At 60.8% G+C, this 19,507-nt stretch carries 13 protein-coding genes and 1 pseudogene; 4 read left to right on the plus strand and 10 right to left on the minus strand.

The features are described from left to right. Positions 1-47: 47 nt before the first annotated feature. The 4 genes from AC04SF_RS36110 to AC04SF_RS36125 form a co-directional block, all read right to left on the minus strand. Positions 48-1,646, minus strand: a complete 1,599-nt coding sequence (locus tag AC04SF_RS36110) for an SDR family oxidoreductase (protein ID WP_488481686.1) — start codon at positions 1,644-1,646, stop codon at positions 48-50. A 279-nt stretch (positions 1,647-1,925) separates the two neighbouring features. Further along, entirely contained in the window at positions 1,926-2,570 is a 645-nt protein-coding gene (locus AC04SF_RS36115) for a nuclear transport factor 2 family protein (RefSeq protein WP_488481687.1), read from the minus strand. Positions 2,571-2,761: 191 nt separating this feature from the next. Next, a complete protein-coding gene (locus AC04SF_RS36120; protein WP_488481688.1) occupies positions 2,762-2,971 on the minus strand; it encodes a ferredoxin in 210 nt (69 codons plus the stop codon). A 42-nt stretch (positions 2,972-3,013) separates the two neighbouring features. Continuing rightward, positions 3,014-4,231 (minus strand): cytochrome P450, encoded by a 1,218-nt coding sequence (locus AC04SF_RS36125; RefSeq protein ID WP_488481689.1) that lies wholly within the window; start codon positions 4,229-4,231, stop codon positions 3,014-3,016. A 1,111-nt stretch (positions 4,232-5,342) separates the two neighbouring features. On the opposite strand from AC04SF_RS36125, the gene AC04SF_RS36130 reads away from it, so the two are divergent. Beyond that, positions 5,343-5,570, plus strand: coding sequence for a hypothetical protein (locus AC04SF_RS36130; RefSeq protein ID WP_488481690.1), 228 nt, complete (start codon positions 5,343-5,345; stop codon positions 5,568-5,570). 10 nt (positions 5,571-5,580) lie between these two features. On the opposite strand, the gene AC04SF_RS36135 is transcribed toward AC04SF_RS36130, so the two are convergent. Continuing rightward, positions 5,581-6,858, minus strand: coding sequence for a molybdopterin molybdotransferase MoeA (locus AC04SF_RS36135; protein WP_488481691.1), 1,278 nt, complete (start codon positions 6,856-6,858; stop codon positions 5,581-5,583). Between the two features lie 50 nt (positions 6,859-6,908). After that, the gene (locus tag AC04SF_RS36140) at positions 6,909-7,286 is read right to left on the minus strand and encodes a c-type cytochrome (RefSeq protein ID WP_488481692.1); all 378 of its coding nucleotides are present in this window, start codon (positions 7,284-7,286) and stop codon (positions 6,909-6,911) included. A 335-nt stretch (positions 7,287-7,621) separates the two neighbouring features. Between AC04SF_RS36140 and AC04SF_RS36145 the strand changes: the two genes are divergently transcribed. Continuing rightward, complete coding sequence (locus tag AC04SF_RS36145; RefSeq protein WP_488481693.1) at positions 7,622-8,029, plus strand: hypothetical protein; 408 nt, start codon at positions 7,622-7,624, stop codon at positions 8,027-8,029. A gap of 273 nt (positions 8,030-8,302) precedes the next feature. On the opposite strand, the gene AC04SF_RS36150 is transcribed toward AC04SF_RS36145, so the two are convergent. From AC04SF_RS36150 to AC04SF_RS36160, 3 genes are all read right to left on the minus strand, one after another. After that, positions 8,303-9,574 (minus strand): type II toxin-antitoxin system HipA family toxin, encoded by a 1,272-nt coding sequence (locus AC04SF_RS36150; protein ID WP_488481694.1) that lies wholly within the window; start codon positions 9,572-9,574, stop codon positions 8,303-8,305. A 1-nt stretch (position 9,575) separates the two neighbouring features. Beyond that, complete coding sequence (locus AC04SF_RS36155) at positions 9,576-9,890, minus strand: helix-turn-helix domain-containing protein (protein ID WP_488481695.1); 315 nt, start codon at positions 9,888-9,890, stop codon at positions 9,576-9,578. Between the two features lie 314 nt (positions 9,891-10,204). After that, on the minus strand, positions 10,205-10,351 hold the full coding sequence (locus AC04SF_RS36160; RefSeq protein WP_488481696.1) for a hypothetical protein: 147 nt from the start codon (positions 10,349-10,351) through the stop codon (positions 10,205-10,207). A gap of 524 nt (positions 10,352-10,875) precedes the next feature. Between AC04SF_RS36160 and AC04SF_RS36165 the strand changes: the two genes are divergently transcribed. Together AC04SF_RS36165 and AC04SF_RS36170 are read left to right on the plus strand one after the other, a co-directional pair. Continuing rightward, a complete protein-coding gene (locus tag AC04SF_RS36165; RefSeq protein ID WP_488481697.1) occupies positions 10,876-12,306 on the plus strand; it encodes a gluzincin family metallopeptidase in 1,431 nt (476 codons plus the stop codon). Positions 12,307-12,910: 604 nt separating this feature from the next. Beyond that, positions 12,911-13,239, plus strand: a pseudogene (locus AC04SF_RS36170) (IS5/IS1182 family transposase); the annotation flags it as partial. Between the two features lie 316 nt (positions 13,240-13,555). Here the strand turns inward: AC04SF_RS36170 and AC04SF_RS36175 are convergent. Further along, a partial coding sequence (locus tag AC04SF_RS36175) for a shikimate kinase (RefSeq protein ID WP_488481698.1) occupies positions 13,556-19,507 on the minus strand: 5,952 nt, incomplete at its 5' end.

Consider the following 19,507-nt stretch of genomic DNA (forward strand, 5'->3'; position numbering starts at 1 on the left):
GAAGCCTTGGATATCCTCAGCCCCGGCGCCTGGCGAAAAGTCGCCGGTCAACACGCTGCCTCAGCAAAGTACTCTGTATCGAGTTCGCTGGCGTTCCCCGCATCACCGAACGCGGTCCAGCCGCCGTCCACGTACAAGGTGGAACCGTTAACGTATGAGGCGGCAGACGAAGCCAGGAAGAACGCGGCCTCAGCGACGTCTTCCGGCTCTCCCAACCTGCCCATCGGGATGCGCCGCTGGATCGATGTGGCGTCGATGCGACGGACCTTCGCTAACTGAGCAGAGCCAGGCGCGCAGATATAACCAGGAGCTACCGTGGCTGTGCGAATGCCGACAGGCCCGAGTTCGGCCGCCAGGCATCGGGTCAGAATGTCCAACCCAGCCTGGGCAGCGCCATAGACATGGCGCGGCACAAACGGCAAAAAGCTATTGATCGATCCAAGATTGAGGATCACGCCGCCAGGGCACATCGCCTTGATCGCCTCGCGTGCGCAAGTGAAGGCGCCGGTAAGATTGACATCCAGGACGTGTTTGCTGTGTTCGGGTATTTCTTCGATTCCCAACAACGACGTGTCGGCAGCAGCACCGTTGACGAGCACATCGACACGCCCGAAGCGTCCCCGCAGGTCCTCGAATAGCGCCACCACCTCGCTCTCGACGGCCACGTCCACACATTTGGCCGGATTGTTGCCGCGGAGCCACGCAGCCAGTTCTGCCGCTGCGGCACCATCTTTGTCAGCGATCACAACAGTATCGCCGCTCTCGGCAAAGCGGCGAACGACGGCCGCGCCTATACCGTTCGCACCACCTGTGACAAGCACGACTCGCGCCCCCGTACCCTCGGCAGGACGGCAGAGTTCGGCCTGGGGGGTCCCATCCACCGGCTGGTGCGCATCTCCCGGCTGGTTGAATGACATCCAGCCTCCGTCGACCGCCAGCACCGAACCGGTAATGTAGCGCGCCCGAGCGCTGGTCAGAAAACGCACAACGAGGGCGATCTCATCCGGGCGTGCCAAGCGACCCAGCGGCACGCGGCGGCGCACTGCCGCTAGATGCATTTTGCCTGCGCGTTCCAGTTCCATCACCATCGGCGTGCGCACGTAGCCCGGCGCTACCGCCGTCACGCGAATGCCGCGAGAAGCCCACTCGCATGCAAGCGACTTCGTCAATGAGATCAGGCCGGCCTTCGAGGCAGCGTAGGCGTTGCGCTTGGGATTGCCGACGACGCCCGCCATCGAAGCGACGTTGACGATGGCACCGCCCGGCTTCATGCGCCTCGCCGCTTCGCGGGCCATGACGAGGGGTCCAATCAAGTTTACTTCCAAGGCGAGACGGAAAGCGTCGACACTGGTATCGACACTCGCAGCCATGCTGGGCCCTATCGCGGCGTTGTTGATGAGGACGCCGATGTGCTCGAACTGTGCTTCGACTCGACCGTAGAGCGCGAGGACATCCCCCTCTCGCGAGATGTCGCACTCGAGGCCGAGATGCGGATGGCCGAGCCCACGGGCCAGTTCAACGACCCCGCTGCCAGCGAGGTCTACCGCAACAACAGTGTCTCCGTCCCTGACAAGAATATCGACCAGGGCGCGGCCGATCCCGCCCGCGGCGCCCGTAATGACGACGGTGCGTCCTGCCTGCTTCATGAAAATCTCTCCGCGCTCCCTTCAACGATCTCAGCCCATCAGTTTGCGTGGCAAAATGATGTCTCGGTAAAACAGCGTCCTGGCCACGACCTGAATAGACGATGCAGCGATCCGGCTGCGGTCCAACTTCCGAATTGGTAGCCGATCCTGCGAAGGGACCCGTCAAGGACAGGTTACCTTGGTAGCCAGTCGGTGCACCCCAGCGTCGTCAAGCCGCTAGTGGGGCAGAGCAGACCGCTCACGCCGTCGTGGGGCAGAAAGGCAATCCGATGCCCCTTCTCACCGAACAGTCTTTCGCCGGGATCGCTGTGGCATTGCAAAGTTCTCATAGCCTTTAGCCTCCATTGACCGCGCGGCTTTGTCGTTCGAAACCTGTGAGGGGGCCAGGGGGGAAGGAACGCGACGCTTTCCAAGCCTGTAGACCGGATCGTGCGGATGCGGTGCTCCGATCGGCCGTCGCGGGCCGAACCGTTCCGCCTCAACGACCGCTGGTGGGATCTGCTGCTCGAGCCAATCGTAGACCACGGTTCGTTCGGCAATCCGCCACTCCCCTTCCCTGTTCTGAAACAGGTCGCAGTAACGGCCACACAGGAGCGTCTGGCGTGGTTCTCCATCTTCGTCCGGCCCGCGTTGCAACGCGGTGAAATAGCTCTCGACCGCGGCATCTACCGGACCAATGAATTCGATGAGGATGTTGGTGATCTGGTGGATGTTGCGCGGTCCGGTCTTGAAGACACCCAGCGCCAACTGAATGAAGCCCTCTGCCGGGCCGCAATAGGCCCCGTGATTGTCCTGTGCATCGGGCCAGTATGCGCTGCTAAGCGCCGCCTCATCCGCACGGTCTATCCCGCGGCAGTACCGATAGAGGCAGTCGCGGATCGCCTCACGGTCGAGGAGCTCGGTAATTTTCGGCTGGTGGTCCATTAGCTTTGCCACAAATTTTGTGATTGGAAGAGTGTGTTTTGCGAGCCGCGGCGTCCTAGCAGTAGTGGGAGCGTCCCGACACGCAGATGCGCCTACGTTGGACGAGTAAGATAGTGGATGGGAGGGTTCGTCCGTTACCATATGCAGGCCACCTGAGCGGTCCTTTCTTGCCCGCCGAAATGACGTCCGGCTCAACCCGTGCTGCAGGGTGTACGTTTGAGTTCAAGTGCACGTTCGGGGCAGGATCGCACGCCTCGCGACGCAGTGATTTCCTCCCCTTCCGCAACTTCGATGTCACCGGGAAGGATGTAACCCGCGTCATCAAGCTTGAAGATGCGTGGCGCTTGCGCCGCGCATCGCGCGTGTCCTTGGCATTTGTCGTTATGGACGATGATGCGCATGGCTCTGCCTCCATTGTCATTGCCCCGGTTTGTGGGAGTTGGTTAGGACCAGTCCAAGACCAGATTTTCGATCCCGAACACATGCCCGCCGACAGTGATGGGCGCCGTACCCTCCTTGATCCGGAACGTTGGGATGCGCGTCAGCCACTCCTCCAAGCCAATGACGATCTCGCGCCGAGCAAGATGTGAGCCAAGGCAACGGTGAGGCCCATAGCCAAAGGTGGCATGGGGGTTGTCCTCCCGCGCCAGATCGACCGTGTTTGGACATTCGAATTCCGCCGGGTCGCGATTGGCGATCATCGTGGCGCAGGAAACATAGTCCCCCTTGCGGATCGGCGCGCCTTCGAAGTCGATATCTTTCGTTGCCACACGGATCAACTGAACGGTCGAATAGGCGCGCAGCAATTCTTCGGCCGCAAGCGGGATCCGGTCCGGTTCGCTTCGCAACAATTCCTGATCCTGGACGTTGCGCGCCAGATGAGCCAAGTCAAAGCCTATAGCTGCTGCAACCGTATCGAGCCCGGCAACGAAAACCAGCACGCCGACGCCGCGGATTTCCTGTTTCGTCAGCCGGCGGCCCTCGACCTGTGCCTGCACGATAAAGGTCATGAAGTCGTCAACCAGGTCCTGGCGGCGGGCGGCCGCAAGTTCGTCAATGAAGGCCACGATCGTTCGGGCAGCGGCGGGCCGTTTCACATCGTCGCCGTGGAGAAGATCTCTCGCCCATCCGACGAATATGTCGATCCGGTCATCGGACAGCCCTAGGAGATGGAGGAAGATGTTGACCGTGAAGGGAAATGCGAAATCGTTCATGACGTCGCAGCTTGCGCCCAATGCTGCGATCCCGTCGATGAGCCTGATTGCCCTTTCGCGGACAGCTGGCTCCAATGCCGATACCCGCTTTGGCGAAAGCAGCGGATTGAGCAATGCGCGAAAGGCGCCATGGGCCGGAGGATCGAGTTCAAGTGGGATCATCGGCCAGTTTTCGCCGAGCGCGGAGGCAAAGATGCTGCGATGGCTGGAAAAAGTTTCGGTGTCCTGCAGCACCCGGCGCTGGTCGCTGGCGCGCGTGATTACCCAGGTACCCTGGCCGTCGCGCGTGTTGAGGGGCGAATAAAAAATTGGAAGCCCGGCATGGACGCAAGCAACTGCTGCGTGCGGATCTCCGTTGGGAGTCGGTGACATCCCGGGCGACGTAAACAGGCTGAAATCCCTCACCATTTCGGGTGGGATATGATCTGGAACGGAATTTTTCCCCATTGGTTCTCCTGACCTCAGCCGTCGATTGAGATTGCACCACCGGCCATAAAGGTCGATGCCCGCGCCCGGTAAGTGCCAGCTCAGGCGCGTTGCTTACGGTGCGATGCAGGCGACGTGCGCATTAGCGCGCAAGAGATCGGTCGCCAATTCAAGCAGCAAGGCATCTCTTTCGTGCTACGCGCCCTAGAGCATAGCTGCTGGTGATCCCCATTGAAGCTGAGAAACTGATCAATCGTCGCTGAGCTCCGTGCCGCAATGCTCACGCCTCGCATCATCTGAGCAAGTTGCGTGCCGGATTGGTGCCAGATGGCCCTCACCAAGCAATGGCCAAGCAGCACTGGGACCTGTGCAGTGGATGCTACCTGCCCATTATTACCAGGAGAACGTCTGGCAACCGACGCGTGCGGTCAGCTTTGTCGCGTCCGCGACACGGGGACTGTTCGGCTTGGTGGTGCCACATCCAAAGTTGGTACCTGAAAGCCAATGTTGTGTACCTGGAGCGGCTAAACGGCCGCCCTCGGACAATTAAAGGGTGGGAAGCCGAAGTTCGCCGATTTTGGGTGAAGAATCCCGCCGAGATGTGGTCGGTGCTGGCCGCAATCCCAGGTACGCATTGGGCTGCTGCTCGCCCAGTTCGCTGGCGTCGGGCCAATCCTCGCGTCCGCCGAGTTTGTAAAGAATCTGGGAAACCCTTCCACCACTGGCTTCCATGCGGTAAGCGCGCCGGATGAACGATCCAATCGCTGCTGCTTTGGGAGTTCGACGAAGACCGCGAGGCTCTGCAGCTCGGCTCCGGCTCGGCGTGCCGGATGCTCCACTTTCCCCACGAGGGCTCCCTTGGCGACCTTCTTGCCTTCGAAATGCGGCTCGAGCGCCTCCCGGATATCCTTCAGAATGCCCAGAAGCCGCTCGACGAGGATCGGAACCGCGTGCAGGATCTTCTGCCGCGACAGCGCCCTCGGCCCCTCGGCTCCGGCGGTGTCGGCAGGATCTCTTTTCAGGCTTTGGGTTTCACCGGAAACGAGGGTCTTGATTTCGCGAACGGTTGTCAGCGGGGGAGACCCGCCGCTGCCCTTCTGTCGTTCAAGTTCTTAGCCTGCAGGAGGTCTTGATGATTGACCGTCCCAACCTTGATCCATCTCTCTACCCGACCGACCTGGAAAGCTTGAAAGCGGTTTTCGACCAGCTTTGCCAAGAGGCCCATATCCAGCCGGGATCACCAGAAGCCGAGAATGTTGCCTCTGATCTAGTGCGCCTTTTCCAGAACGGACTTAGGGACGAGACCAGCCTGCTCGTATCAGCTAGGGCCGCCACAGCAGGTTTGCGCCGGGCAGGCTGACCTTTCTAATTCAGGACCCAAACGGTTCGTAGCGCAGCTGCATACCGTCTGCGATCTCGGCAGCCTCAGGCGGCAAGAGTGCAATGCCGTCGGCCAACGCAATGGCCATCAAATTGGCCGAGGATCCACGTTCAAGCATCGCCAGCACAGGTTCACCCGTTTCGGTGCGGCCGGATATGCGGACGGGCACAAACTCGGTTCGGCCTTCCCGCTTTTTGCAGTTGAAGCCAGCCACCGCCGAGAACCATTGCGGCTGAATCTCCGCAAGGCCGGCCAGCCTTCGCAAGGCAGGCAGGACAATCTGCCGAAACGCTATCAGGGCCGCGTTGGGATTGCCCGGCAACCCAGCAAAGACCGTGTTCCTAATCCTTCCGACTTTCAGCGGCTTGCCCGGCCGCATCGCGACCATGAGGACATCAAGGTCGGCGCCATGAGATTGAACAGCCGCCACCATATGGTCTTCCTCGCCTGCCGAGACCCCGCCTGTGGTAACCAAGGCGTCACAGGACGCGACGGCGCGAGCGACAACGTCTGCGAGGAGACCCAGGCTGTCAGGGACCATGCCGAAGTCGACGATTTCCGCCCATGGACAAGTCGCCAGCAACGAGCGCAACATGATCCGATTGGAATTGTAAATCTGACCGTGTTCGAGGGGTTCACCTCGTTCCTTCAATTCGGTTCCGGTCGAGAGCAGCCCTATCCGGATCTTTCGAAGCACCTGGACTTCGACGATCCCCACCGCTGCCAACAAGGTTAGATCCCTGGCAGACAGGCCCTTACCCCGCCTTACCAGTTCCATGTCGACGCTGACGTCCTCGCCAGCGAGACGAATGTGACGGCCACGACGGGGCCGCTCGTACACCGTCACGGTGTCGCCAATTCGCTCGCAATGCTCTTGCATGACCACCGCATCGAAGCTCGACGGAACGGGTGCTCCCGTGAATATTCGAAGTGCATTTCGTGGGTCGAGGTTCTCGAGAGCGCGCACATCGCCGGCGACCACCCGCCCAGCCACGCGAAAGGTCCAAGGCTCCTCCCCATCGAAATCCGCCGTTCGAACGGCAAACCCGTCCATTGCCGAATTGTCGAACGGAGGCAGCGAAATAGGCGAGTGTATATCGGCCGCGCAAACCCGCCCCAATGCTCCGGCAAGCGAGACTGTTTCCCTGTATCGAACAGGTTTGGCGAGCGCGACGGCTTTGGCTACCGCCGTCTCGAACGGGATAGCTTCGCCACCCTGCCCGGCAGAACAGTCGGCTTTCAAAACGGGCTTCGCGGCGTGAAACACGAGCGCTCCTCCCTTGCGTTGTTCTCGAAACGCAACGGCCTAAGGTTTTTCTAACCTGACACACTCTTGAGATAGACGATGACGTTTTTGATGTCGTCGGGATTCTTGAGGCCAGGGAACCCCATTCTATTCTTCGGCACTTTCGCTTTGGGATTGGCCAGATATTCCGTCAGGTTCGGCTCATCCCAGACGAGTGCCGCAGCACCGGCATCCTTCATGGCTTTCGAATACCAATAGCGAGGGACGGTTCCCGCTGTCCGGCCTACAACGCCTTTCAAGGTTGGCCCGAAGTTGTTCGCGTCGGTATCAGCGTTGTGGCAGGCCGCACACTTTTTGAAGACGGTCTTTCCGGCCTCGATATCCTGGGCCTGGGCGGCCGGAGGCAGTAACGCCAAAACCATTGTGGCGCCGACGAACAGGTATTTCATGTGGGAACTCTCCGTTTTTTCCATACGATGACGTCGAGGGGCTCGTTGGCCCTCTTGTCAGCGGCATTGGCCAGCCTGTTCGACGGATATTCCGCGAGTGCCAAGCCGGGGGCAGCCTTGGCCTGTGCCTGCACTGGCAATGCCACAGCTGTGGCCATCCCTGCGGCGGCAAACGCTCCTCCCCTCAGAAATTTGGCGGCGACCGACGTCGGCCAACTTGTTGCAGCGATCCATGCGTTCCTCCCATTTGGCGAATCTCGTCGCAAAGGGCTTGCAACGCCTGTGCCAACCGAAAAAACCGCCGATTTCATTGGAAAAAAGGAACCCATCGCCGGATGTCCGCGACGTTCGGAAATGCGGACATAGTGCGCTGCCGAAAGTTCAGGAAGTCGAACGACCCAAGGGTCCGCGCATTCGCGGGGCATGCCGAAGGAGCAACGATTGTCTTCGCGGCGAAGCGCATTGTCATTCAACGCAGCCAGAGTCCTTGCGATTGCGTCTCCTCCAGGCGTCGCCTGCAATTGCACGCGCGTCGGATCTCGCTTTTCATGCATACATTCGACTTCGAACTGGATCAGGCCATCAGCCAAGCTTATGTGGCGCGCAGCGCGCTGGACCATTGCCTTTGGGCCTTTCACTCCGGCATGGGTAACGAAATCGAGTGCCGAGCAGAGATGTACGTCAATCAGGTCGAGGAGCTCTTCCGCAACGCCTGCAAGGAGGCCGCTGAATCCCGGCCTTGAACCTAGCCGGCGGCAGCTGGGTCTGCCTGCTGCGACCTGGCGGGCAGCGCGATCAATGCCGTTACGTTTGCCGCCACCTCTTCAAGGGTGGCGGTGAGGCGGTTTATCTGCGAGGCGGTCGCCGCCAGTTCCGGGCGGTAACGGGTGACGAGATATTCCCCGGTTCTGGCCTAGCGACTGGAGATGCCTGGCCGTCTTCGTGCGAAGGCGCAGGCCCGATTATTGTTAGGTTTGCAACTGACACCAAGTTCAGCCCCCCGCGAACGTACCAGCTTAGGGGCTACATCTGCCGTTCAGCGCGTCAGGTGAACCGATATCAGACGGTCCTATAGCCTCCCGGCGATGCTCGAGCATCGCCGGCGAATCCAAGATGTCGCCGAGGTAGTCGATGTCGACCGCAGCGACACCGCATTCTGAAAAGATGTCCCGCCATCTTCCGATCCATCCGGCCACCTGGTTCCATTCGTGCTGAGCATCCTCTTTTGACATGCCGAAGTGAGCCGCCGCCGCCATGGCGTGTGTGATGCTGAAATCGTTCAGAAACCTGGGGCTCGGAGAGATTTGGATCGCCTGTTGTCCGAGACCGTTCATTTGAGTCGGAATGTCGAAAGCCGGCGAAAGCAGCCATCCGTCCTCGGTATGGAGAAAGGCGTGGTTCTTCGTGTGATCGTCAGTGTTGTCTATCATGATATTGAACGCCATTCTGCGGAATAGTTCTCGTTGCATCGACTGGATGCAGTCGGCGACTCCATGGCGTCGGATAATCGCCGCGATGGTGGCATAGCTGTCCTCGGTCTCCGAGGCCAGCATCGTGCGTGCTGAAACAGCGTGGACGCGCAGACCCCCAACACGGTCAAAACGACGGACCGTCAGAATATGATCGATACCGCCGGGCATGACCCGTGACGATGCGACGTATAATCCGGCTCGGCGCCCCAGTTCCATGCAGGCATGCTCGACAAGGAGTTGATCCACGTTGCTGCCGCGCGGAAACTTGGCGATCCACTCTTCTCCGTCAGCTTCGATCAGCATCTTGGGGTGGGCGCCGCCCATGCTGCCGGCGCTGGCGATGAGCTGTCTTTCTCGCTCGCTGAGAGGTCCACGCTCGAGGACGCGTGCAATCAGCGCCTCCGCTTCCTGAAGAGAATCCACACTCATGAGTGGCTGTTCGTCGACGGGACGATATTCATCGAAGCTGGATGACATCCCAAGCGCACCGAAACGGCGGTCGCCCGCATACCAGAGCTTGTCGAGTGGGCTCATGCGCGGGGGGCGAGAGACGACCCTGATCATCCGTTCCCCCCAGCGATCCGGCATAGCGTCTTCGATTGCGCCAGGAGCCACCATGTCCTTCAAGGGAGCATGCACCTTCTTGTCATGGGCGAGATCCGGAGAGAGAGGGAATCCCGAACGCCTCCACTCGTCATCCAGTTCAAGAAGGCATCTCCGATTGCTAGTCTCGAGCTTTACCCGCCCAACCAAGCTCGGCTCGAGCGGGTTTTCAAGATACCAGACCGCAAGCGAATTTCCCCGGAAGTCGCCCATGTTACCCTCTCTTTCGGCTTGCTCGGTTCACATCGAGCATTGTCGCGTACTCGTCCTCTCCCGGTTTGAGGATTTCAGCGAGATTTTCGGACTTACCAAATATCCAGAGCGCCGCAGCATAAACACCTATCGACACCTTTGCGTCGCCCGCCTCCATCCTGCGCAGCGTAGGGATCGAAGTCCCCATCCTCGCGGCCATGGTCTTCAGGCTGTCCCCCCTACGCTCGCGGGCGATGCGCAGATGAGAGCCAAGCGTTTCCAGCGCGACTACCGTTGCATCAGTGAGGATTTCAAGCGATGTGGAACTCTTTGACATAAACGTAAGGTTTCTCATGAATGGATGTATATGAAAATATATGTTCTTTCAGGGCGAATTCAAGGGCTGACCACCTATCTCCACGAATGAGAAAAGATTTCGACACAGCCTCATGCATTCATCGCAATAGCGGAGGCGTCCGACGGAAAGCCGCCCTGCTCGGCGACGCCGCTCAGAACCGTGCGAATACGTTCGAAACGGCCACCAAGGCGTCCTTGCTGCTGCTCCAGAGAATAGGAAGGTCCTTTGGCGGCCGTCTGCTGTGCCGGTATCCGCTTCAGGCGCCGGTAAGAGCCAACCATCGACGCCCCACACTATGTGCTTCGGACGCGCGGCGACGAGTTAACCGTGCAGATGGGCCGGCGCAGCGAACTGATGTCGAGCAGCATGGACAGCGCCCGCATCTGCAACGCGATGCCGAACAGGATCGGCACAACGGCAACCAGGTCGTAAAATCCCATGGCATGGGGTTGGCAGCCCAATGCGTGACGAAGCCGAGCGAAAAGGCAAGCAAGATCTCCAGGACGGTGTTCGGATAATCGTCTCGATCAGCTCTTCCTTCGGATCGTTCTCGTCCAAGGGCCCTCCCCTCCCATCTGCCGTAGCAGGTCCTTGCGCGGTTATCATTAAGCTCTCGCGAGTCCCTGTATCGCCGCCGATTAAGTCAAGTGCCCGAGGACCGAAGCCGTACGGCAACCGTTTCAGGTTTGCGCTGCCCCCTCCGTTACGCCCTGCGGCCTTGTGGCGACGAAGCAAACCGCGCGTTTGAGGTCATGGATGGTCATGAAGAAAATCGGCGTCGCGCAAGGCTCGGCACGGTTGATGCTCCATCGCGTCTTGTAGCCAGATTGCTGCCAGAGCGTGTCCGCTTTGCCACCTACGTAGAACGCTCTCCGACGCTCGAGGCGGGCAATCCTAATTTGGCGCCGCCTGTGGCGAGCAGTTTTCGAAGTTCCATTCAATCGAAACCAAAGAGGAGACGACAGTGGCGAAGGCGAAAGGTTCGGCGAAGAACGCCAAAGCGAAGGCAAGCAATTCGGTTTCCGTATGGGAGGACGATCCCGGAACGGGGATACTGGTTAGCCGACCCATTCCAGACCTTTCCAAGAAGCCTCTTGCCTTTGGATTTCCCAAGCCTGCTCCAAAACCTGGCGGATACCCTCCCGGAGGGGCCGATTTCAGGTATTGGACTGCAGCGGAAGCATTGCGAAGGGGCGCAGACTTCTGGTCGGCGTGCGTTCCGCTGACGAAGTGGCAGGTCGGCGCGACCCTGAAGGTCAATCTCGACGAAGGAGTCGATCTCAACGCCTATTATGATCGCACGGCCCTTAACTTCTTCCACGGCCCCTCTCCAACAGGCACCGTCTATTCGGGAGAGAGCCCCGATGTGGTTTGCCACGAGATGGGACACGCGGTATTGGACTCCTTCAAGCCGGAGTTGTGGGACGTAGGCAGCCAGGAAGTCGCGGCATTCCATGAATCTTTCGCGGACATCAGCGCCATCTTGTCGGCCATCCAGTTACCGTCGCTCCGCACCAGCGTACTGGAGGATACAGGCGGTCGCCTGTACAGGAACTCGCGGCTTTCACGCCTCGCTGAGCAGCTCGGTGCGGGCATCCGCGCGCAGCATCCAGACGCTGTAGATGCAGACTGCCTGCGCAATGCAGTAAATTCCTTTGCTTACCAAGATCCGAGCACGCTCCCCATTTCGGCTCCGGCAGCACACCTTTCCTCCGAGCCGCACTCGTTCTCGCGAGTTTTCACAGGCGCGTTCTTCGAGTCGCTCGGTACGGCCCTTTCCGCCAGGGCACAAAATCCAGCGATGCCGACGGAGGCTGAATTGCTATCAGTTGCAAGCGATCTGGCCGGCATTCTCATAAGCGCGATCAAAGCTTCGCCGGTGGTGTCCAACTGGTACGCGCAAGTGGCCGCGAATATGGTGATCGCAGCTGGCTCGGTGGACGCCAGATATCCGCCGATCATCAAGGCAATCTACGTGCGTCGCTTGATCCTCTCTCTGCACTCCGCAGCGAGTATTGCCTTTGTCCCACCGGAACGAGCTGCTGTCCCTGCCCCTGCTGACGCACACGAAGACCTGTCTGAGACAGCGTTGCCGGCAGATGACTACGGCATCAAAGGGGTGCTCTTCGTCAGGACGCCATCACAGAGACGCCATTTTGTCGCATTAAGCGCCGCCGGTGACTTGTCGTCGGCACAACCTCTGGGCGCAGCGACCGCGGCTCAGATGTTCGTCGACGATCTATTTAGCCGAGGTCGTGTGGACTATGGCGATGTGGTCTTGCCTGAGGCTCGGCTGGATCACGGACGTAAGCTAAAGTCACATCGGCTGGTAACAACCCCCGGCGGTGCGCGCTTGGATAGGCTGCTATTCGATTGCAACTGTGGATGCCAATGATAAACTGGACAATATGATAGTGCAAAATGGTTGAGATAGCGAACGTGGCATCTAAAAGGGAGGCCAAACCAATAGTCCCGGACGACGCGGAGAAAGCGGCGTTCGTGCGAGGTTTGATCGAACGAGGCGAAGCCGTAGAGGCCAATCCCGACGGCTCTTTGCCTCCGGGGGCCACCCACCTTATTGTCGGCAAGACAGACAAGGGACTGCCGATCGTAAAGCGCGCCAGGTTCAGCGCGTTCTAGTGGCCAAAAACTGATGCTGGGTCACAGGCGTCGCCCGCGTGGCTTCTCAATCACTATCGATTTCGGGCAAATCCTCCTTGACCGAATGGCGTTTGCTGTCCTTCGCGCGCGAACCCGAAGGTCGTTGATCCGGACTGCGCCCGCTGCAGCAAGTTGGCACCTCTGTCGGACATCCTTCTTTGTTGATTGGTTCAACGTCGCGGGAAGTACTTCTGCAAGGCTTCGTCTTGCAGTGGTCCGTTCTTCAACTACCGGAGTACAATTATCGCGCCTGAACTATCATTCAGCCTTGTCCAGCGAAGCGAACGATGGGCGCTTCTATGAACAACAACTCGCTTCCGCCGGGGGAACCATGAAGGCGCATCTTTGCGTCGATGTCGGGCGACCCGGACTTCGAGTAGCTGATTGTCGATTCCACAATCATCCTCGCGATCAATATGCATCGGGCGCTAAAGGGGGCTGAGATCAGGCCCTTGGCCGTTCCTGTGGCGGACCCACCAAGAAACATGTGGCCTTCAGAGGTCTTGGCTGCCCGATGCGCTTCACCCTGACAGCCGGCCAACAGGGTGATTGCCCCCAGGCCTATGCCCCGAGCGGCGGCTTGACCGCCAAAGTCGCATGGCCGACGCGGCCTACGACGCCGATCGCCGGCGTGCCGTTGATCGCAGAGAAAGACGCCGTGGCTGTCTCCCACGATCCACGTCTGCAACTCCTAGGAGATTAGAGCGCGCGCAGCGTATCGATCGGGCAGCAAAGGCTTGCTGTCGTAACTTCGACAATGTCCGAAACGAGATACATCGCGCTCAGAGTTAACGCATTGTCCCAGCATCATAGTTTCAATTGGCGCGAGACTTGCGGGTCGACAGTCGTCTCACGCGCCCACATTGTAAACAACGTGACAACGCCTCCCAGCTTTATCTCGACCAAGTTCCCCGGCGATCGAAACGCCGGGGGCTCTCGTTGGTTCGGCTTTCTTTCTCTTTGGAGCAAACATCGGCCCATATTCAAGGTTTGGATTCGCCGATGACCCTCTTGCCCTGCCGCAGTCGCCCCTGGAGGGCCTGCCGATCGGCGACCAGATTGTCGAGGTGCAGGGACTCGCGCCGCGGTTCTTGCGCCAACCGCCGAGCCAGCTCCCGCGTGGCCGCCACCACATAGACGCCGCAATCATAACCGTTGCGCTGCCGCGCCATGCGCACCGGCTGCGGGTCGGCGCCCAGCCTTGCCGCGAACTGCGTGGCAATGGCGCGGTGGTATTCTCCCAGGGAGTCGTAGTGATAGGCGACGAGCCTTGCCCGCTCGCGGCGATCAACCAGCAGCAGCGACCAGTGCCTGCCGCTATCAGGATCGGCGGCATTGGCATCGTTGACTGGCAGGAACAGGAAGTCGGCGGTATCCTCGCCATTGTGATTGTGGACGATGCCTTGGAATGCGCCTGGCGCATCGCGGTCAGCGGCCAAGCGCAGATGATGAGCTACGATGGGATTCACGAGACGCGTCCGCGCGGCCAGATCCGGAGAGCGTGCCTGCAACTCCTGGTCCAGGAGCCTGTAATCCGCGTTGATATGGTCGTCGGTCAGCCAATCTGTGGGGCCAAGCGCCAGCCGACCCTGCAGTGCGCTGCCCGAACCAGAGGCGGGTTCATGCGTCTGCGCAACCTGGGCGCGATGGGTGGGGAGAAAGCGCCCGTCCGGCTCCCGTCCCGCCGGGGCGGTGGGTTGCGCTGCGGGCCCAGGCAGCCGATCGGCGTCCTCTACGCCAGGGCCAGGGGCGGCGCCCGCCTGTGAGCACAGGTGGGCGTGCAGACTCTCCACGCATGGCTTGGCGTTCTTTCTATCCTGTTTCTCGGGTGGAATGAATTCGATATCGGCTTCTTTGTAGAATTGCTGGCGCTCGCTCAACAGTCTGGCGATCTTATCCTGCGGGTTGGGGCCTTGCAGCAGCGGGCGGCTGGTATCTTTCCTGGTGCGTTCCTCGATCACTTCGAGTTTGGTATTGAGCCAGATCGAGACCGCTTTCTCCTTGATGAGGCTGCGGCTCTGCGAATCGTTGAACGAGCCGCCCCCGGTGGCGATCACGGCGGGGCCGGCCTCGAGCAGACGCGCGATCACACTTGCCTCCAGCTCCCTGAAACGCGCCTCGCCGTCGGTCTTAAAAATCTCCGTGATCGATTTGCCAGCCTGGGTCTGGATTATTTTGTCGGTATCGACGAAGGGTAGCCCCAGGCGCCTGGCGAAAATGGGACCGATGCTTGATTTGCCGGCGCCCGGCATGCCAACCAGCACGACCGGCCGTCCATTGAGGGCGGCAAAGATCTCTTTTGCGACCGGTGACCTGGCGGTCTGGGGATTTCGCTGTTCAACGCTGCGCACCCCAAAGCTGGCGAGTCTGGTTCTGCCCGTTGTCCCCTCTTCGCCTCCCCAGTGGGGGATGTCCATGACAGCATCGGGGATCGCGACTTGCCTGCAGGTTCCCCGCACGCGCTCGACCAGTTCCTTGGCCTTCTCCAGCCCATCGGCGCCGGCTTGCTGCTGCAGCTCGAAAAGCTCCTTGTAGGTGTCGTGATTGTCGATCTTGGCCTTGTAGCTGCCTGCCGTGTGGAACTCCAGCTGGAAGCGGTACCCATCCGGCGTGCTGAGCACGCTCTGGATGCCGACGAAGCTCGGATCGCGCAATCTGAACCAGTTGGTTGTCTGGAGCTCGGTGTAGCCGCGCTCCTCGAAGGCCAGCATGGCGGTCTTGAAGGCGCGCGTAAAATCCTTGTCGGGGATTTCGAAGACATGGCGCACGGCGCTGCTGAGCAGCTGCACATCGCTGCCGCTCGCGGCGCTCATGCCGGTCAGATGATCTGTCATGGAGGCTTCCGATTTCAAGCGGCGCTTCATATGAGGCATGTTCACCTGGATGCCGGCTGTCGCCAGGCTGGCGGCCACGGCGAGCGCTGCCGCGGTGATTTCCTCTTCTTCCTCCCTGGCGCGGGCAGCCTCGATGGTGGCGCGCTGCGATGCCTGCTCGCGGCTCAGCGTCATCGTCGCGCCGTCCGCGCTGCCAAGGTGCGGCGCAGACGGTTTGGGCAAGATGCCCTGCTGCGCAACGAGTTTGATGGAGGCTTCCATGATTGAAGCCGCCAGGGTGGGATTGCCCTTCAGGTCTCCCAAAGTGGCATCGACATCGAACCAGCCCTGGTTGAGGGTTGCCGCCAGACCCTTGACGTAGGGCACGGCCCTCAAGCCCGGCGTCTGATGCAGCAGCCGCTGCAGCTCTGCGCTCTTCTTCATGAAGAGGCGGGCGCCAGTATCGGATTTATAGGCGTCGGTGCCGACCTTGACGCCGAGGCTCAGGAGATTGTTTGCGCTTTCGACGAGGTCGTCGGGATTGTAACCATCCGGGCGCGGATCGATGCGCGCGGGATAGTGGTTGAGCAAGAGCTGGACGCGCTCGCGTGGCTGGGCAGTCGCCGCATAGGCCTCGGCCAGATCCGGGAACAGCGCGCACAGTGCCGCGCTGAGCCCCGGGTTAGCGTCGTTGACGCTTTCGACTGGTTCGGGCCGGCGTTGCGCATCCGGCTCGACCGCCCACGCCTCCAGGGCGGAAATGAGCAGAGCGGCCATTTCGCGGGCGACCGGATGCCTGGCGACCTCGATCTCGTGCCTGGCAGTGTCGAGCTTGTCCTGGATATCCTGCCGGCTCGCCTGGTCCTGGTCCAACAGCCCACGAAGGCCGAGCCTGAGCCCGTGGTTGACGCCCTCGTAGGCGCCAAAGATGGCCCGCTCGGCAAACCAGTGTCGGCCTTCATGCGATTGAGCCAGAAAGCTTCGCTGCAGGCCGGTATAGGTTTCCAGGACGTTCTGCGTGGCGGCGAGGATCTGGCTGGCGCGGCTGAACTGGTAACGCTCGCCGTCGATGGCAGGAGTGTGCGACTTGGGCGGCTTGAGTGAGCGCACGCCGCGCGCTTGCTCCTTTTGATCGAACTGACGCACATGCTCATAAAGCTGCGGCCGGTCGCCGACGATAATGACCGTGTCGCCGTCGAAATCGCCATCGAGCTTCTTCTGTTCACCGGTCGGCACGGCAACCAGCGAGCCGGGAGCGAACACCTCCGTCGCCTGCAGGACGCCGACGCAGTCGAGCGGCGTGTCCGCCTTGGCGCGGTCCTTGCCCGTGGTCCAGTTCGAATGGCACTTGACGTCCTCGGCAGACATCACCAGCCCACGGTCGGCGAAGTCGGCCGGCCACATCGCGTCCGGCACCACGATCAGAATGCCCTTGGCAAAGAAGGTCGGAGCGTCGGCCGTCAGGTCCTTGCCGGGCTTCTCGGCGACATTCAAACTGTATTGGATGGCCACGCACTGATCCAGGAACGCCGCGGTCGGGTCCGCATCCGCCGCCGACCTGACTTGCCCGGCGGCAAACGGGCGCAGGTTGGGCTTGTCATAGGGCGAGCGGCCGATCAGCACGCCATCCCTGCCCGTCAACGTCTCGCTCTTGAGCTTCGGCACATGGACGCGGCCATCACTGGACGGTACGGCAACCGCACCGGGACCGTCGATATGTCCGGTCGTCACGGTTCGAAACAGCTCTTCGGACGTCAACGCGCGCCCTTGCTGGCTCTCAAGCCAGGTCCTGGCCTTCTCGCACGTCTCCTCCGCCACCAGTTCGCTGCGCGGATAATGTTGCAGTGCCGAGGCCGGAACGGACGACCTCCTTCCCTCGGCAAAGGCGGTCATCCGATCGGGGCCGTCTTGCGAAACGGCCCGGCGAACAGCCGGCATCAGCGCGGCCAGCGAGGCCTTGATGAAGCCGCAGCCGTCATGCGGCTGCAGGGCGATCGGTCCCTTCGGCCCAGTCAGCTGGAAAGGATGCGCCTCGCCCACCGGGCGGTCCGGCAGCAGCAACAGTTTGAAGGCGCCTTCCAGGGCGTAGTCGTGCGGGCCCAGACCCTGAATGGCCGGTGGCGCGGCGAACCCCCGGCGCTGCGTGTAATAATAGGCCTCTTTGAACGGAGCCCAGGCGCGCGACAGCCTCTCGAAGTCGGTGCCCGCTGCCGTGTCACTATAGGGAATGGCCAGCAGCTTCCCTCCGGACGGCTCGAGTCGCCCACCTGGCGGACGTGACGCGATCTGCGCCAGTGTCAATCTCGGCGGCTTCAACTTGCTGCCGCCGAACAGGTCCATGCGGTACGGCACACCCTCGACGGTGAGCGTGCGCGTCAGCAAGAAGGTGCTGGGCTTTCCCGGCAGTTGCACCGCCACCACCTTCACCGCCCCCGAGGTCAGGCGATGAAAAACCGAATATCGTGTCTCGGCCTCCGTGGCGAGGCGCTGCCCCCGCATATCAACGACCGGCAACCGCATCAGTCCGGCATCGCCCTGCGGCGGTCTGGGCTCGTGATCCATGGTTCGCAACACCTGATGCACGTCGAATACCGATGCAGGATGTTGGGCTTGGACGGTTGCTGCATTCTGCTCCAGGAATGAATCTATCGCATCCAGCGGGTTATCGGCCTCGATATCCGCGATCACGTTCCAGCTCATATTGGAAAGATCGCGCTCGATAAGATCGCGGGTGCGTTCCAGGATGCCTCTGGTCTCCCGCTGCAACTCTTGCTGCCTGTTCCGCAAACCGAACCTGTCGCCCTCGACATAGGGGCGTCTGTAGAGCCTCTTGAGGACCGCACGGGTCTTCAACACTTGATAGATCGACAGGGCGGGACAACGGGTCGAGCACGGTCCACGGCGCCGCTCGGCATCGCTTGCGTTGAGGTGCGCCTGGATCTTTTGTTCCACGACGGGTTGGATATCGTTGAGCAGGTTGAGCGCCTGCCTGCGATGCCAGCGCAGCTGCTTGTGCGTGCTGCGCGCCAGCGGCAGCAGAGCGGCGCACAGATTGCCCGCGGTTTCCAGGTTATTCTCGGCGGCAAATCCAGGCGCACGATGCAGTTCCTGAAGGCGATCCAACCCCGTGCGTGCGAGCAATCCGAGATCGTCAAACAGCCGGGCTTTGGCCAGCGCCTTAAAAATGTTGACGATCGTCAGAGCGTTGGCCTGCTCCAGGCGATCAGTGGCATAGTGAAGGTGGTGGGCGAGCTTGTGCAGCCGGTCCTTCAGCAGAGCGGTCTCGTTGATCTCTCCGGCCTCCTCTCCCCTCTGGCATTCCCGCGCCAGACCATTGGCGATCATGCTGAGCGAAGGTGTGGTGAAGGCTCCGAAGCGGAGGTTTGCCGAGCCGAGTCGGTGCGCGAGGTCTATGGTCGCCTGATGACACGCCCCTTCTTCCGGCCACTTGCTGAACCCATTCATCAAGTTGCCTAAGTCCTGAGGGATAAGATTATTAGATAGCCCGTCGGCGCGGCGAAGCATCTCACCAGCGATCGTGGCTGTAGCCTCGCGACAAGCCGCCGCTTCCGGCCACTTGCTAAAGCCGTTCACCAGGTTCGACATCTCCTGCAGATTAAAGCCAGGGAGCTTGTCGGCACGGCGCAGAACCTCACCGGCGACCGTGGCTATAACCTCCTGACACTCTGCCTGTTCCGGCCATTTGCTGAAACCGTTCACAAGGTTTGCAAGTTCCTGCGGGGTAAAGTCTGAGGGTCGGGGGGTGCGGTCCCCACGGCGGCCAAGAACCGCAATGCCGATCGCGGCCGCTGCTTTGCGACACTGCGCCTGTTCCGGCCACTTGCTGAAGCCGTTTACCAGGTTCGACAGGTTCCGAGGAATAAAGTCGGATAGACGGTCGGCACGGCGAAGCATCTCTCCGGCGATCGTGGCTGTGGCCTCGCGACAACCCGCCTGTTCCGGCCACTTGCTGAAGCCGTTTGCCAGGTTAGCCAGGGTCTGCGGAGTAAATTCAGAGAGTTGGTCGGCACGGCGAAGCACCTCACCGGCGATCGTGGCTGTGGCCTCGCGACAACCCGCCTGTTCCGGCCACTTGCTGAAGCCGTTTGCCAGGTTAGCCAG

This window comes from Mesorhizobium sp. CNPSo 4671, assembly GCF_057784245.1.